We start from the raw sequence: 15,002 nt of genomic DNA, 5'->3' as shown, positions 1-15,002 counted from the left end.
CCTTCAATTTGTAATCGCTTACGCATTATATATTACCTTTGGTAAATAATAATGTCAACAAAATATTGACACATTGTAATATAAATGCTAATCTTTACTCGTAAAAGTTAACCAAAGGTAATTTTTAGGAGGAATAAAATGTTTAACTTTGATAAAAACAGATTTTTGAAGACTCAAACAGGGGCAGTGAACCAGAAGGATAATATCAATACTGTTATTGATGAATTGCTACCTGAAATTGATAATATCTTCTTCATCGGTTCAGGTGGTGTAGGAATTTTGTTTGACTCTACCATCGAATTTGCAAGGACTAGAAGTGCTTTCCCATTTCAGCGGGTCTTAGCAGCTGAATTCATTGCATCTCCCAATAAAACTTTTTCAAGCAAATCATTAGTTGTTATACCCTCATTATCGGGAACAACTAAAGAAACATTGGAACTAGTTGATTTTTGCAATAAGAAACATGTTAAAACTTTGGCACTTGTTGGCAGTCCAAACACACCACTTGAAAAAGAGGCAACCTACACTGTCTATAATGATGTTTTAGATGATACAAGTTCTGAAAGTTATTATTTACAGGGCTTGATGATAGTTCTGCGCGTAATGTTAAAAAAGGGTGAAATAACAACTGAAAAATATGATTCTTATTTCCAAGATTTTGCCAAATTGCCTGGAGAATTATTAAAAGTAAAACAACAGGCAGAACCTATGGCGAAAGAATTTGCTCAGAAATTTCAAGATACTCCGTACCATATTATTACAGGTGCAGGTGACTCATTTACTGAAGCATATTATTACGGTATGTGTATTTTAGAAGAAATGCAGTGGATAAAAACCAGACCCGTACAAGCTGCAGACTTTTTCCATGGAACATTAGAATTAGTTGAAAAGGGAGTTAGTGTCATTGTCTTTGAAGGAGAAGATTTTTCAAGACCAATTGTAGATCGTGTTCGTCATTTCTTACCTGAAGTTACAGATACCATTACTGTGATTGATACGAAAGACTATCAGATGGATATTTCAAATGAAACGAGAAAGATTATCTCTCCAATCGTATTAGCTACAATTTTGGAAAGAGTTAGTGCATATCTTTCAGATCAAAGAAAGCATCCTCTGACTGTTCGTAGGTATTACAAGAGAATCCCTTATTAATTTGATTAAAACCTCAGTTTTTAGTTAGTCAATTAATAAAGATCTAGTGAGGAGCCGATGGTAAAAATGAAAATTTTATGCATGAGTCATGGGACAATGGCACAAGGCGTTGTTCAGTCGGCCAAGATGATAGTTGGTGATGTAAAATTTCTCGATTACATCAATGCGTATGTAGATGGCAATGATGATATTGAAAAGAAGATTGTAGATTACTTAAATCAAAATCGTGGGCAAACTATTATCGTATGTACCGATATCTTTGGTGGCAGCGTTAATAATAATTGGATGAAGTATTTGAATAAAGAGGGCAATCTTTATTTAATTGCTGGTTTATCTTTGCCTTTAATTATTGAATTAGTTTTAAAAATAGAACAAAAGTCTCAAGATAATATCAATAAAATTATAAAAAGATCAATCAAAAGCGCAAAAGACAGCGTTAAATTTTGTAATGAACTTAATTTGGATATTAAACGAGATGAATTTTAAAAAAGGAAGTAGAAAACAATGATTATTGGGACAAGGGTAGACCATAGACTTGTTCACGGGCAAGTTGCATTTTCTTGGATTTCTGCTATTGGCGCTAATTGTATTTTGGTTGCAAACGATGCAGCTGCAAATAATGATATGCAAATGACTGCATTAAAATTAGCAGCACCACAAGGTGTAAAAGTCGTAGTTAAAACTATTGCTGATTCTGTTAAGCAAATAAATTCAGGTGTTACTGATAAATATCGTCTTTTCATCGTTTTAAAAACGGTTAATGATGCTTACCAATTGTTAAACGGTTGCCCACAAATAAAGGAACTTAATGTAGGTGGGACTAGTAAAACTTCTGGTTCTGTCCAAATAACTTCTTCAGTGTTTTTAAATGATAAAGATATATCTGATCTCAAACAATTAGCACAAAAAAACATGGAAATATTTGCCCAAATGGTACCAACAGATAAAAAAATAGATTTGATTAAACGATTATAAATACTAAGAAGGAGGTTTGAAAAATGAACACATTGACTCAATCAATTTTGCTAGCCTTAATTACAGCTCTTGCTCCAGCCGACTGGTTAACTGGAACTAGTAACTTGTCTAGACCACTTGTTACCGGAGCACTAACCGGATTAGTTCTGGGCGATTTAAAGACTGGAATCATAATGGGTGCAACTATTGAACTGGCATTTATGGGTGCAATTACTATTGGTGCTTCCAGACCACCAGATGTTCCTGCTGGAGGAGTTTTGGGCACAGCCTTTGCAATATCAACAGGCAAGGGAGCTGGTTTTGCTATTACTTTAGCCTTTCCGGTTGCTGCACTGTATTTGATTATTGACAATTTATTAACGATTGTAATTTTACCTATATTCTTGAAGAAGGGTGATAAATATGCTGAACAAGGTGATAGTAGACATCTGAGCAGAATGAACATGTATGGGTTTATCACAGTCAAATGTATACCGAGAGCGGTTTTTGTCGGACTTGCTTTTTACTTAGGTGGCCCAGTAATGACAAAGTTGCTCAATATGATCCCTGATTTTGTTCAAAATGGTATAAACGTTGCAGCTGGAATAATGCCAGCACTAGGTTTTGCTTTATTATTGGAAATGATTTTAAAGAAAAATGTGGCAATTTACTTTGTACTTGGTTTTGCATTGTACAGTTATTTAAAAATACCAATTTTGGGAATTTCTATCTTTGCGTTCTGCCTAATGTACATCGTATTGCATCTCGAAAATAAAATTGATGCTAATAAGTTAAATAATAATCAAGGAGGGGATGATGATAATGAGTTCTAATTCTGCTACAAAAGCTATTACTAGAAAAGATTTAAAAGGGATATTTTGGCGTTCTCTCACATTAGAAGCTTCTTGGAATTTTGAAAGACAACAAAATATGGGCTATAGCTACGCTATGAATAAGGTTCTAGACAAGTTATATCCAGAAAAAAAGCAACGAAGTGAGGCTCTTCAAAGGCACATGGCTTTTTTCAATTGCTCACCACCACTTTCTACGTTAGTAATGGGAATTACTACAGCAATGGAAGAAGAAAATACTAAAAATCCAGATAATTTTGATCCAGAATCAATAAATAATGTTAAAGCGGCTTTGATGGGACCTCTTTCAGGAATCGGAGATTCATTCTTTTGGGGCACTTTAAGAATTTTAGCCACGGGTTTAGGAACTTCTTTTGCATTAAAAGGGAGTATCTTAGGTCCGATATTATTTTTGTTAGTCTACAATGTTCCCGCACTTTTAGTACGCTGGATAGGTTTAGTCAAAGGATATGATTTAGGAGCATCAATGCTAAAGAGTGCCGAGTCTTCTGGCTTGCTTGAAAAATTTGCATATGGTGCATCAATTCTTGGTTTGATGGTTATTGGTGGAATGTCGGCAAGCATGGTAACAATCACCGTTGCAGGTAAGTTGGGTCAAGGAAATGATGCCCAAACATGGAATGCTATGATTAACGGTATTTTACCGAATATGTTGCCTCTTGCGTGTGTGCTGTTTATTTATTGGTTATTAAAGAAAAAGGTATCAACAATTACTATACTGGTCGGAATTTTTGTATTCGGCATTTTAATGGCTTATTTAGGAATTTTAAAGGCATAGAAGAAAGGAAAACTGTAATGTTAAAGTTTGACGCTGAAAAGTTTGTAACTGAAGGGGAAAAGGCATATAGCTTACGGGCCGATATTGAACAAATTGCTCTGAAAGTGCAAAAAGAAGGAATTAGTAATATATTTTTCACTGCCTCTGGTGGTTCAAACGCTGTGATGCAGCCATTTAATTATTGGATGGAAAGTAAGTCATCAATTCCCAGCTATTTGCTGACAGCTGCGGACTTTTTAGCTGTAGGAAGTAAGAAGCTAAATAAAAATAGTATAGTTATTCTACTTTCTAAATCTGGTGATACTAAGGAAACTGTTGCTTTGGCTAAAAAGATGGAACAATTGGGTATACGAACTATTTCAATTGTTAACAAAGATAATACGCCACTAGCACATCACTCAACTTATGCCGTTAATACTTTTGGCTACCATCCTCAGGAATTAGCTTTTTATTTCTTGATTGGCAAAATTATGCAAGTGAATAATGAATTTAATGACTATGAACAATTTGCTGATGAACTTAAATCATTGCCAGGAGACATGAACATTGTTGCCCAAGAGGTTGACAGTAAGGCAAAAGAATTTGCAGAAAAATATCAAAATGCCGACTATCAAATTTGGGTTGGTTCTGGTGATCTGTGGGGAACGACTTATAGTTATTCAATGTGTGTGTTAGAAGAATCACAATGGCTTAGAACAAAATCAGTTAGTTCACCTGAATTTTTCCATGGTACATTTGAATTGGTTGAGAAGGATGTTCCAGTGGTACTGCTTGAATCAGAAGGAGCGACGAGACCGTTAGATGAGCGAGTGGCTAACTTTGCTACTAAATATACAGACCAATTCACCAAGTTTGATATGAAAGAATTTACTTTATCCCATATTTCAACGAAATTTAGACCAATAGTTGAACCATCAGTAATGTGGGCCGCTTTACGCAGAGTGAGTTTACATTTGGAAGATATTAGAGATCATCCTTTAACTAAACGTCGCTATTATCGTGTAGTAGATTATTAGATAGTGAGCTGTTTAAGATGTCAAAGGAACATGTTGTTGGTTTAGGAGATAATGTAGTAGATTACTATCAAAACCAAAATGTAAAATATCCTGGGGGCAATGCAGTTAACTTTTCTGTTTTTGCACCAAAGCAACTTGTTGATTCATATTATGTTGGTAGTCTAGCAAAAGATGATGATGGGGAATTAATCTTAAATAGTTTAAAAGATGAAAACGTAAACACATCATTTTGCAACCGAATTAATGCTAAAACCGAAAAGACTTTTGTAAACATTGTGGATGGAGATCGTCAATTTATTGACAGTATAAGAGGAGCCAGGCAGTTGCCATCACTAGATGAACCCGATTTAATGAAAATTCTGGATTCAGCGCTGGTGGTATATAGTGCATGCCATGCAAATTCTGAAAATGCTATTGCTAAACTCCACCAAAGAGGTATCCTAATTGCTTATGATTTTTCTGAAATGGCTAAATATCATACTACTGAGTATTTAAATCAGGTAGCCAAAAATGTCGATATTGCGCAATTTTCTTTGTCGGAAGCAAAAGCTGATGATATGGAAAGAATATTAACGCAGTGCATGAGACTTAATACTGTTTTTGTCTTATTTACAAATGGCGGTGAGCCACCTTTGTTGTTTGACTGTAATCAAAGGAAAAAGTATGTTGGCCAAGTTCAGTATGATCCTGAACCCATTGATACTATGGGTGCTGGGGATACATTTTTTGCTAACCTCGTGGTCTATTTGCTCGCTAAAGCTAAAGACTTAAAAAACATCTCGGAAGAAGATATAAATGAGAGCCTAACTAAAGCTGCTCTAGCTGCTGCTAAAACGATTAGACAAAAGGGATCATTTGGGCATGGAATCAAAATAACTAAATAGATCTGTAAATTTTGTTCTGTTATATCTTTAATGAAGTAAACATCAACCAATTAAAATAAATATTGTTATTAGACAGCCCTCTAGATGAAATCTGTACAATCTAGAGGGTTTTTATGGCTTAAAATTAAATAGTTATTAATAAAATATTGTAAAAATATTTAAAATATGTATAATATGTTTTAAAACGTATTATTTATAGACAGGAGGATATTATTTTGATTGTAGCAATGCATATGGATGATCGACTCGTACATGGCCAAGTTGTCATGACTTGGATTCCAAGAGTACAAGCAAATGTAGTTTTAGTAGCGAATGACGCGGTTTTTAACGATAAAATTCGTCGGAGTACTATGAAATTGGCTGTGCCAACGAGTACCAAAATCGGTTTTAGAACAATTGATGGCGCTATTGAATTTTTAAATAATCCGCAAAATAGTTCTTATCGCGTGATGGTTTTAACTAATAATCCCTTCGATGCTGAAAAAATTTGTGATCAAGTAAGTGGGGTTGAAAAGATTACTATTGGTGGAATAAGAAAAAATGCACCAATGATTCGTGATAATTTAAATTTAACATTGGAGGATATTGGTTCATTTGAAAGGATTATGGCTAAAGGAATAAAGGTCGGTATGCAACCTACGCCTAACCATAAATTTGAAGATTTGTCAGATACTTTTAAAAGTATTACTGATAAACAATAGTTATGTTTGAAAAGAAAGAGGGAAGACTATGATTCAGTCATTCTTGGTTGCGTTAATTGCAGGAATTGGACATATTGATGAAAGACTTTTCGGTATGACCATGATGGAAAGACCACTTGTAATTTGTACGCTGGTGGGGCTAGTTTATGGAGATGTTAAAACAGGGTTAATTTTGGGAGCTCAAATTGAACTTCTTTCAATGGGTGTTGTAGGAATTGGAGCCAATGCCGCACCACCTGATGTTATTTTGGGTGGTGCACTTAGCACTGCACTAGTATTGCAATCGCATACTGACCCTAAACTTGCACTTGCTTTGGTAATGCCAATTGCTGCATTTGCAATGGCAACAAAATACATCACCTATGTGCCTTTAAATCAAATTTTAAGTCAAAAGTCATTAGAAGCTGCTGGCAGAGGCGATACTAAAACGATGGAAAGAAATCAATGGCTGGGATTATTTAACTATTTTATTTTCCCATTCTTGATCGCTTTGGTAGCTATGCTTTTAGGTGCACCAGTATTTAAATCTCTGGTGAAATTTATTCCAGATTGGCTTACCGGTGGTTTTGCCTTAGCAGCAGGTATTTTACCAGCATTAGGTTTTGCATTGCTTATGCAACTGACATTTACCAAAAAATTTGCTCCATACCTATTTTTGGGTTTCATCTTGGTAGCATTCTTTAAGCTTACTAACATTGGAGTCGCAATGGTTGGTGCGGTAATTGCAGCATTAATATTATTATCTAACAGCAGTGGAGTCGAAGGGAAGACAGAAGACAATGAAATCTAAAGAAGAAATGTTTAAAGGGAAAAAGCTAACTAGAAAAGACTTAATGTCAGTTTTTTGGCGCGCGTTCTTGTTACCAGCTTGTTATAGTATGGACCGAATGCAGGCACCTGGATTCGCATATTCAATTATTCCTGTGCTAAAAAAGCTCTATCCTGATAAAAAGGATTTGAGTAAAGCTTTGACCCGAGAATCCGAAGTGTACAATACCACTTATGCTATGTCACCTTTTATACTGGGAATTACTGCTTCAATGGAGGAAGAGGCAGCTACTAATTCCAACTTTTTCATCTCAACTATTAACAATATTAAAGTTGCCTTGATGGGGCCAATGGCAGGAATTGGAGACACATTTTTCTGGGGAACATTTAGAGTTATTGCTGCCGGTGTCGGTACTACTTTAGCTTTAAAAGGAAATATCCTGGGACCAATATTATTTTTGATTTTATACAATATTCCTCATTTTTTGACCAGGTATTATGGTTTGTTTCTTGGTTATGATCTGGGAACTAAAGCAATTGATTCTCTATCTAGTGGTAGTGGTTTCCAAAAAGCAACTAATGCTGCTTCTGTCATGGGATTGACTGTAATTGGCGGCATGATAGCTTCAATGGTTAATATCAAGTTTGCTTATGTCTTTAAATCAGGTAAAACGGTTTTGAATCTACAAAGTATTGTTGATCAAATATGTCCAGATTTGTTGCCGTTAGCAGTTACATTCTTCATATACTGGTTACTACAAAAGAAGCACGTTAAAACTTCTTGGATTATGATCGGCTGCTTCGCCTTTGGAATAATTTTTAAATATTTCGGGATTTTTAAGTAAAACTCGCTATTAAACAGAGAAAGGGATAATTAATAATGAAAACTTGGTCAATGATTGATTATATTGATGAAACAGAAGATACTCTTAAAAAAATGATTGCCAATAGAGAACAATTGTATAACAATTTTGCACAAACTTTTGCAGATAATACGAATAAATACCACAATATTTATTTGGTTGGCTCAGGTACATCTTTCAATTCTTGCATTACAGCTCAGCCTTTTATGGAAAAAATCTTGAAAAAGCACATAATTCCAGTTAACTCATATAATTTTGCTCATTATGAACAGTTGGCAACGAGTGCTGATCTAGTCATAGCTATTACCCAAGAGGGGGAAAGCACTAACACAATTGCAGCTTTAAACAGAGCAAACAGCCTAAATTGTGATAATTTTGTGATTACTGAAGATCGGGATAATTCTTGTTCACAGGTAGCGCAAAACAAAATTGTTTTGGCCTGCGGCTTTGAGCACGTTGGCCCTAAAACAAAAGGCTATAGTGCATCTATTCTTACCTTTTATTTAATTGCACTAGAAGCGGCTAAAAGGGCGGGCCAATTGACCACTAAAGAATTTGATGAATATATTGACCGTCTAGAAAAAACAGTTAATAACTTGAATGAAATTATCAAAGAAAGTAAGAATTGGTTTGAAGAAAACTCAGCTGATTTGAAAAACTGCCATCACGGTTACTTATTGGGTTATGGTAATAATAAAGGCACAATAATGGAAGGTGCATTAAAATCTCTGGAAACCGTTAGAGATTATTTCCAACCTTTTGAAGTAGAAGAATTTTTACACGGTCCTATTGCTTCAATGCATAAAGAAACATATACTATTATTGTTGCACCAGTAAATTATGGCTATGAAAGAGCTAATAAGCTTTTCAAAGCCTTGAATGAACAAACTGATCATGCATATTCTATTGGTTCACAAGAAGGAATATCCTCTAATCATGTATTAAAAGGATCATTTTTGAATGATGCAGATTTCTGCCCGTTAGAATATTGTATACCGTTGCAATTATTTGCTTATTTACTTTATACTGGTCAGGGTAAGGACCTTAATGTTAGGAATTATCCGAATACAAAAGATGTTTTGATAACTAAAGCAAATAGCGTTAAGTAATTTTAAATGAAGTGAAGTTGGTTTTCAAAAGAATGAAAGCAAAAAATACTTTGTATTATCAAGTAATGCTAAAACTAAAGCAAAAAATACAGGATGGTGAGTATCCAGTCGATTCTAAGCTTCCTACCGAAGGTGAATTACAAGATGAATTTGGAGTTAGTCGCGTAACTTTAAGAAAAGCAATTAATCAATTGGCAACAGAAGGACTAATCGAAAAGATTCAAGGTAATGGCAGCTATGTTAGGAAACCTGAAAAAGTAAAAAAGCTTCTGCGGCTTAATTCTGTAGAAGGTTTTTCATACACGGCTAAAAAGAACGGCTTTTTACCTTCATCCAAGATAATCAATTTTGCCCAAATTATTCCGTCACGCAGAATTCAAAATATTTTTCGCTTAAATTCGTCAACTTGTTTAAACATTAAAAGGGTTCTGTTTCTTGATGAACAACCAGTAATTGTTGATGATAGTTATATTTTGGCTCCATTCTATGAATTTCTGCAAAAAAGTGACATTGAAATATCTTTATATGAAGCATTAAAAAGGAATCCACTTATTAAAAAATTAAGTCCCCAAGAAACATTAGTCAGTGCAACTGAAGCTGATAAAGAATTATCTGATTTGCTGGCTAAGCCGTTTGGTTGTTCATTATTGAATATTGACAATGTACTTAAAAATCAGGATGGCAAAATAGTTCAGTGTAGTGAAGAATTTGTGGATCCTGATGTTTATCAAATAAGAATTAGGTAACGACAGATTCCATTAAAATTTGTACTTTTTGCTAAATAGGCAATATAAAAGGCTCAATAACGTTAATTAACGTAATTGAGCCTTTTTTAACTTTTCTTAAGAGCTTGATTATTAAATTAGTCTAATAGGTCAAACTTAAGTGTTGCTAGATTATGGCCTTCATTGACCATGTTACCCAGCAGTTCAATGGTGTTGTCGTAAACTTGATCAGCCATCTTTTGGTTGGCCTCAGTTAATAAGTCTTCAGCTTCTTTGCCTGACAGACCTGCAACTTTTTTATCAGTTTCATGTTGAATGAAGTGACATTGGGCCAATGATTTTTGCTCAAAGTCATTTTCTAGTTCACCGTAGACCTTAAAATTAGTGTCACCCAATTGTGCTGTTAATTTGTTCAACCAGAAAATTTTATTCAAATCGAACTTTGGACCAGTCTGGAAACTGGCTGGAGTGTCATTAACGTTGGTATAGAATGGGACAAAGCTGTTAAAGGTATTTGGACCAAAGCAAAGCCATTGCACACCAGCGATTTCTTCAGGAACATCATTTCTAACTTGCAAAATATGGGTTTCAAAGTTCCGGTTAAGGGCAATTGGACGGAATGTCTTCTTTTGTTCAGAAGTACCTTGGTCGCCATAAGGATCAAATGGCGTATCTTGATAGTGGGAACTTTCAACAAAACAAATGTCCTCGATGCTAATCTTGCGGTTAGCATGGCAAATAAATGGTTGATCTTGATCACTTGGCTTGCCACCGAATTCTGGATCAAAGTAATTGTGAACAAACCAGGCACGTGGATTGTTGTAGTGGGCGTCTTTTATGGTTGAGCTACCAAAGATGTGTCGCATGTTGTATCCTTCACGGTCAGGATTTAAGTGGTATTCCTTGATCAAATCTTCTAAGGCATCGTCTGCCAAGAAACCATCTTTACCAAAATGGAATTCATCAATGTTTAAACGGTTAGGAGCAACAACGTAGGCGTCATCAGGAATACGGCGTGCAATCCAGTGGTGACCACCAATAGTTTCCAGGTACCAAACTTCATCGTGGTCGGCAAAAGCCATACCGTTCATTTCATAAGTGCCATATTTTTCCAGCAAATAACCAATGCGCTTAACGCCATCAAGTGCGCTGTGAATATAAGGCAATGTCAAAGTAACAAAGTCTTCTTCACCAAGACCGCCTTTTGCAAGAAGGGGATCAATGCCTTGTATACGTGCATTTGTGGTAATAGTTTCAGTAGCAGTCATTGCTACGTTTTCTGAGTTAATTCCGGCTGCACCCCAGATGCCGCTTTCACCAGAGACATCAGGTGCACTAGTATAACGTAAAGGCTTTTCTGCTAAGTCCTCATCATCAATCTTTTGGTGACTAATGACACTTTCATAGTGCTTAGGTTGCTTTTCAGGTGTAATAAGTTCAAACCCTTCAGGAATTATTTCACGGCCACCGTCTTCACTTCTGGCAATCATAGCTGAGCCGTCAATGGTGGCATTTTTACCGACGAGAATAGTCGTACATTCTGCTTTTTTCATCTTATCTGTCCTTTCAAAATTACTTAACCTATATTGTATTAAAAAAGAAGGGCTGTTTGCAAAAAAATAAGTAAACTTAAACCTAAATTATTATTACTTTTTCGAATTAACGATTTTAACTAAATTCTAATTTATGATTGACGAAAAATGTAAAAGTTGGTTTACTAAAATAGTCAAATATGTTTGACAGGAGAGTGAACTAGTGAAAAATAGAATTGCTCAATTGCGTAAAGAGCAGAGATACTCATAGGCTAAATTAGCAGAAGCTGCTCATGTTACTTGGCAAACGATCAATGCTATTGAAAATGATAAGTATGACCCATCTTTAGGACACGCTTTTCACTTGGCGCAAATATTAAGGGTAACGGTTGACGAATTGTTCTTATATGAAGGCGAAAAAAATGATTAATACAAAGAAGAACATTGTTTATTGTGCATTTTCATACTGCTACCTTGATTGGCAAGAAAACCGGTAAACCACTTTTGTGCTAAGTTGCTTGGGCATTGCCCGCATTGGTGAAATGAGAGAACTAGGCTAATGACTATAGAAAAAATTGTACAAGAAAAACTGCAAGCTAATTTAACAAAGATCACGCACGAGTCACAAAACAGCACTTTTGTTGGTGATAGTGCAAAGTTTAAGCAAAAAATATTTGTTAAAGTCTTTGCACAAGCAGGGAAATTTTTAACTGAAAAAGCTGTTAACCAGCAAATAAATACTCGGGTATTAGACTCTTTTGTTGTCAAACAAACGCAACAATTTGTTTTGGTCATGAAAGATTTGGCGCCAACTGATGTTAAAGGACAAATTACCCCTGATTTAGCATTTAAGATGGGAACACAGTTAGCTCGTTTTCACCGAAACGTAAAACCTTTTTCTGGCATATATCTTAATAATCAATTGTTTGAGAAAGCAAAGTCGGATAGCAATAGCTTGCAGAATGAAGAAATTAAAAGCAGATTGCTGCAAGTGTTAGCTTTATTTACAGCGCAAAAAGCGGATATTGAAAAAGACTTGATAGCACATGCAACTACAGTTTTACATGGGGATGTAGGTTTACGTAATTATAAAATTGTTAGAGGGAAACTGAGTTTAATTGATTTTGAGCGCGCTCGCATGGGGGTAAATTATCAGGACTTCATTAAACTTTTTTACCAAGATTTTAGATTAAATCAAAAACTAATTGCTTCCTTTATAAATGGGTATAGAAAATGTGGTGAAGAAGTAGCAGTTACTCCTTTGACGCAGTCCTTTCTAATTTTTATAACTGCGATTGGAATTATGAAATATACTGAAAAAATTGCTGACAAGCCATTTAAGCAAATTGGTGAACAAATGCTGGCAACTTGTTTTTCATTTTTAGGCATCAGAAAGAAAAATAGCGACAAGGCAAACATGAGTGCTTTGATATTTACAAATTAAAAAAGTATCTTCAAAATAAGAAGATACTTTTTTGGCGCAAACAAAATTGTCTCAAGGGTAAAAACAATTTTATTTACATGATATTTGCAGTTTGAGTTTTTTGTTTTGCCTTTCTATCACCTCCTTTAAGTAAGAAATTCAGAATAGTAGCTGACAAGCTGGTAATCACGATCCCATTACTTAGAAATAATTGGACAGTAGCCGGCAGGTTTTTGAAAAATTGGGGATAAATAGTAACGCCGAGTCCAAGTCCCACTGAGATGGCTATAATTAGCACATTATTGTTATCACTGAGGTCGACTTTAGCTAAAGTCTTAATGCCCTGAACAGCAATCATGGTAAACATGACCAGCATGGCACCGCCTAAAACTGGGGTAGGAATGATTGTTACCATTGCGCCAATTTTAGGCAATAAACCCATAGCCATGAGTAATCCGCCGGCCCAGTAAATCGGACGCTTGGTTTTAATACCGGATAATTGCAAAAGACCAACATTTTGAGAGAAAGTAGTGTAAGGAAACGCATTGAATAAACCGCCAAAAATTTGGGCGATACCTTCTGCGCGGTAACCCTTCTTCAAGTCTTCTTCAGTGACGTCATGGTGTAAGAGGTCACCGATAGCGAAGAATACGCCGGTTGATTCGACCATTGAGACTAAAGCAATGATGATCATTGTCAGACTGGAAGACCATTCGAATTTCGGCACTCCGAAGTAGAACAGTTGGGGTAAGTGGAACCAAGATGCTTCCATGACGGGAGTGAATGAAACTAGGCCCATACAGGCTGCAATTACTGTCCCAGCAACTAAGCCGATTAAAACTGAGATTGACCTGATGAATCCTTTAGTCCAAATTTCCAGTGCCAAGATAATGAACATGGTGCAAAAAGCCAGAAGGAGATTTTGACCACTGCCAAAACTTTTAGCAGCAGAATTTCCACCACCCATATTTTGAATTGCCACTGGAACAAGTGTTAAACCGATAGTGGTGATTAAAGTCCCTGTTACGACGGGAGGAAAGAATTTTTTAATTTTAGCAAAAACGCCTGAGATTAAAACGACAAAAATGCCGGCAACTATAATGGCACCATACATGTCGTTAATTGAGAATTTCTGCCCAATCATTTGCAAGGGGGCAACTGCTTGAATGGCGCAACCTAAAATGACTGGGAAGCCAATACCAAAGTACTTATTGCGCATTAATTGCAAAAGTGTCGCAAGGCCGCACATGAAAATGTCAATTGAAACTAGATAGGTCATTTGTGCAGGAGAAAATTTTAGTGCATTACCAATTAGAAGGGGTACAGCGACTGCCCCGGAATACATTGCTAATAAGTGCTGTAAACCTAAAACCGCTGCTTTTTGCTGGCTAACTTCTTTTTCTGCCATTATTTTTCCCCCACAAAATGTACTTGATTATTGGCCAAACTATCGATTTCTGCCAATGCTTCAAGGTGATACCCGTGATTTTTAATCCACTTGCTGCCGCCTTGAAATGTTTTAGCAACTACGATACCGACACCAGCTACCTCAGCACCAGCTTGGTTAGCAATATTAATCATGCCTTTAACAGCTTCACCGTTTGCCAGGAAGTCATCGATAATTAACAGGTGGTCATCTTTGTGCAGGAATTTTTGTTCAACGCAAATCTGATTGGTAACTTTTTTAGTGTAAGAATAAACATCTGCCCAATAAACCGCGTCATTCAGTGTTGCAGGCTTTTTCTTGCGAGCAAAGACCAGAGGCACATGCAATTCATAGGCTGTCATTACTCCAGGGGCAATTCCGGAAGCTTCGCAAGTCAACACTTTTGTAACACCACTATCCTTAAATAGCCGACTAAATTCTTCTCCGACTTTCTTCATTAGTTCGGGATCTACCTGATGATTTAGAAATGAGTTGATTTTTAAAACGTTACCGGGTAAAACTTCTCCGTCACTGCGAATCCGGTCTTCTAATAATTTCACTTTTTCCTCCTTCATCACAAAAAGGGCTTTTTCTACCAAAACTATGGTAAAAAAAGCCCTTTAAAGCAGCAAATAGCCGCACAAAATGCTATATTATCCATAGTTCAGAATTTACGGTTCTGAGTAGAAACTGCCGACCTCATTACGGCAATATATAGATATTTATTTTCCTGTTGCAAGCATTGTAACAGAGTCGCATAATATGTGCAAGACCAATTTTAGAATGAAATCGCGAATTA

Annotated in this window: 16 protein-coding genes, 1 pseudogene and 1 riboswitch; of the genes and pseudogenes, 14 read left to right on the top strand and 3 right to left on the bottom strand. The window is 35.9% G+C overall.

Annotated elements, in window-relative coordinates; all coding sequences use genetic code 11:
- Positions 1-138 precede the first annotated feature (138 nt).
- The 12 genes from JF76_RS07715 (at position 139) to JF76_RS07660 (ending at position 9,843) form a co-directional block, all read left to right on the top strand.
- A complete protein-coding gene (locus tag JF76_RS07715) occupies positions 139-1,152 on the top strand; it encodes an SIS domain-containing protein (RefSeq protein ID WP_045928506.1) in 1,014 nt (337 codons plus the stop codon).
- Between the two features lie 57 nt (positions 1,153-1,209).
- Entirely contained in the window at positions 1,210-1,638 is a 429-nt protein-coding gene (locus JF76_RS07710; RefSeq protein WP_045928505.1) for a PTS sugar transporter subunit IIA, read from the top strand.
- A gap of 18 nt (positions 1,639-1,656) precedes the next feature.
- Positions 1,657-2,127: a PTS sugar transporter subunit IIB gene (locus JF76_RS07705; RefSeq protein ID WP_045928504.1), complete on the top strand. Its 471-nt coding sequence runs from the start codon at positions 1,657-1,659 to the stop codon at positions 2,125-2,127.
- Between the two features lie 23 nt (positions 2,128-2,150).
- Positions 2,151-2,939, top strand: coding sequence for a PTS mannose/fructose/sorbose/N-acetylgalactosamine transporter subunit IIC (locus tag JF76_RS07700; protein ID WP_045928503.1), 789 nt, complete (start codon positions 2,151-2,153; stop codon positions 2,937-2,939).
- Positions 2,923-3,756, top strand: coding sequence for a PTS system mannose/fructose/sorbose family transporter subunit IID (locus JF76_RS07695; protein WP_045928502.1), 834 nt, complete (start codon positions 2,923-2,925; stop codon positions 3,754-3,756). The genes JF76_RS07700 and JF76_RS07695 overlap by 17 nt, the downstream gene beginning before the upstream one ends.
- A gap of 17 nt (positions 3,757-3,773) precedes the next feature.
- The gene (locus JF76_RS07690; protein WP_045928501.1) at positions 3,774-4,772 is read left to right on the top strand and encodes an SIS domain-containing protein; all 999 of its coding nucleotides are present in this window, start codon (positions 3,774-3,776) and stop codon (positions 4,770-4,772) included.
- Between the two features lie 17 nt (positions 4,773-4,789).
- Positions 4,790-5,656: a PfkB family carbohydrate kinase gene (locus JF76_RS07685; RefSeq protein ID WP_045928500.1), complete on the top strand. Its 867-nt coding sequence runs from the start codon at positions 4,790-4,792 to the stop codon at positions 5,654-5,656.
- Between the two features lie 215 nt (positions 5,657-5,871).
- Complete coding sequence (locus tag JF76_RS07680) at positions 5,872-6,357, top strand: PTS sugar transporter subunit IIB (RefSeq protein ID WP_045928499.1); 486 nt, start codon at positions 5,872-5,874, stop codon at positions 6,355-6,357.
- Between the two features lie 28 nt (positions 6,358-6,385).
- Complete coding sequence (locus JF76_RS07675; protein WP_034981518.1) at positions 6,386-7,147, top strand: PTS mannose/fructose/sorbose/N-acetylgalactosamine transporter subunit IIC; 762 nt, start codon at positions 6,386-6,388, stop codon at positions 7,145-7,147.
- Positions 7,137-7,970, top strand: a complete 834-nt coding sequence (locus JF76_RS07670; protein WP_081945388.1) for a PTS system mannose/fructose/sorbose family transporter subunit IID — start codon at positions 7,137-7,139, stop codon at positions 7,968-7,970. The genes JF76_RS07675 and JF76_RS07670 overlap by 11 nt, the downstream gene beginning before the upstream one ends.
- A 35-nt stretch (positions 7,971-8,005) precedes the next feature.
- Entirely contained in the window at positions 8,006-9,097 is a 1,092-nt protein-coding gene (locus tag JF76_RS07665) for an SIS domain-containing protein (protein ID WP_045928498.1), read from the top strand.
- Positions 9,098-9,129: 32 nt separating this feature from the next.
- Positions 9,130-9,843 carry a GntR family transcriptional regulator gene (locus JF76_RS07660; RefSeq protein WP_141639326.1) on the top strand — a complete coding sequence of 238 codons (714 nt, stop codon included), beginning with the start codon at positions 9,130-9,132 and terminating at the stop codon, positions 9,841-9,843.
- A 116-nt stretch (positions 9,844-9,959) separates the two neighbouring features.
- Here JF76_RS07660 and JF76_RS07655 read toward each other — a convergent pair whose 3' ends face one another.
- Positions 9,960-11,375: a C69 family dipeptidase gene (locus JF76_RS07655; protein ID WP_045928496.1), complete on the bottom strand. Its 1,416-nt coding sequence runs from the start codon at positions 11,373-11,375 to the stop codon at positions 9,960-9,962.
- 265 nt (positions 11,376-11,640) lie between these two features.
- Here JF76_RS07655 and JF76_RS10130 point away from each other — a divergent pair.
- A pseudogene (locus JF76_RS10130) lies at positions 11,641-11,784 on the top strand (helix-turn-helix transcriptional regulator); the annotation flags it as partial.
- A 129-nt stretch (positions 11,785-11,913) separates the two neighbouring features.
- A complete protein-coding gene (locus JF76_RS07650; protein WP_052697099.1) occupies positions 11,914-12,798 on the top strand; it encodes a phosphotransferase in 885 nt (294 codons plus the stop codon).
- A gap of 73 nt (positions 12,799-12,871) precedes the next feature.
- Here JF76_RS07650 and JF76_RS07645 read toward each other — a convergent pair whose 3' ends face one another.
- Together JF76_RS07645 and JF76_RS07640 are read right to left on the bottom strand one after the other, a co-directional pair.
- Positions 12,872-14,185 (bottom strand): nucleobase:cation symporter-2 family protein, encoded by a 1,314-nt coding sequence (locus JF76_RS07645; protein ID WP_045928495.1) that lies wholly within the window; start codon positions 14,183-14,185, stop codon positions 12,872-12,874.
- Positions 14,185-14,763 (bottom strand): xanthine phosphoribosyltransferase, encoded by a 579-nt coding sequence (locus tag JF76_RS07640; protein ID WP_045928494.1) that lies wholly within the window; start codon positions 14,761-14,763, stop codon positions 14,185-14,187. Before JF76_RS07640 ends, JF76_RS07645 begins: the two co-directional genes overlap by 1 nt.
- Positions 14,764-14,843: 80 nt before the next feature.
- Positions 14,844-14,941, bottom strand: a riboswitch (purine riboswitch).
- Positions 14,942-15,002 lie beyond the last annotated feature (61 nt).

The organism is Lactobacillus kullabergensis, assembly GCF_000967195.1.
GTDB lineage: Bacteria > Bacillota > Bacilli > Lactobacillales > Lactobacillaceae > Lactobacillus > Lactobacillus kullabergensis.
The sequence above is the reverse complement of the archived record's forward strand: the minus strand, read 5'-3'. Positions and strand labels throughout refer to the sequence as shown.

Bases quoted from the DNA above. Each gene is read 5' to 3' on its own strand.
- JF76_RS07715 (WP_045928506.1), top strand. From the start codon at position 139: ATGTTTAACTTTGATAAAAACAGATTTTTGAAGACTCAAACAGGGGCA.
- JF76_RS07710 (WP_045928505.1), top strand. From the start codon at position 1,210: ATGGTAAAAATGAAAATTTTATGCATGAGTCATGGGACAATGGCACAA.
- JF76_RS07705 (WP_045928504.1), top strand. From the start codon at position 1,657: ATGATTATTGGGACAAGGGTAGACCATAGACTTGTTCACGGGCAAGTT.
- JF76_RS07700 (WP_045928503.1), top strand. From the start codon at position 2,151: ATGAACACATTGACTCAATCAATTTTGCTAGCCTTAATTACAGCTCTT.
- JF76_RS07695 (WP_045928502.1), top strand. From the start codon at position 2,923: ATGATAATGAGTTCTAATTCTGCTACAAAAGCTATTACTAGAAAAGAT.
- JF76_RS07690 (WP_045928501.1), top strand. From the start codon at position 3,774: ATGTTAAAGTTTGACGCTGAAAAGTTTGTAACTGAAGGGGAAAAGGCA.
- JF76_RS07685 (WP_045928500.1), top strand. From the start codon at position 4,790: ATGTCAAAGGAACATGTTGTTGGTTTAGGAGATAATGTAGTAGATTAC.
- JF76_RS07675 (WP_034981518.1), top strand. From the start codon at position 6,386: ATGATTCAGTCATTCTTGGTTGCGTTAATTGCAGGAATTGGACATATT.
- JF76_RS07670 (WP_081945388.1), top strand. From the start codon at position 7,137: ATGAAATCTAAAGAAGAAATGTTTAAAGGGAAAAAGCTAACTAGAAAA.
- JF76_RS07665 (WP_045928498.1), top strand. From the start codon at position 8,006: ATGAAAACTTGGTCAATGATTGATTATATTGATGAAACAGAAGATACT.
- JF76_RS07660 (WP_141639326.1), top strand. From the start codon at position 9,130: ATGAAAGCAAAAAATACTTTGTATTATCAAGTAATGCTAAAACTAAAG.
- JF76_RS07655 (WP_045928496.1), bottom strand. From the start codon at position 11,375: ATGAAAAAAGCAGAATGTACGACTATTCTCGTCGGTAAAAATGCCACC.
- JF76_RS07650 (WP_052697099.1), top strand. From the start codon at position 11,914: ATGACTATAGAAAAAATTGTACAAGAAAAACTGCAAGCTAATTTAACA.
- JF76_RS07645 (WP_045928495.1), bottom strand. From the start codon at position 14,185: ATGGCAGAAAAAGAAGTTAGCCAGCAAAAAGCAGCGGTTTTAGGTTTA.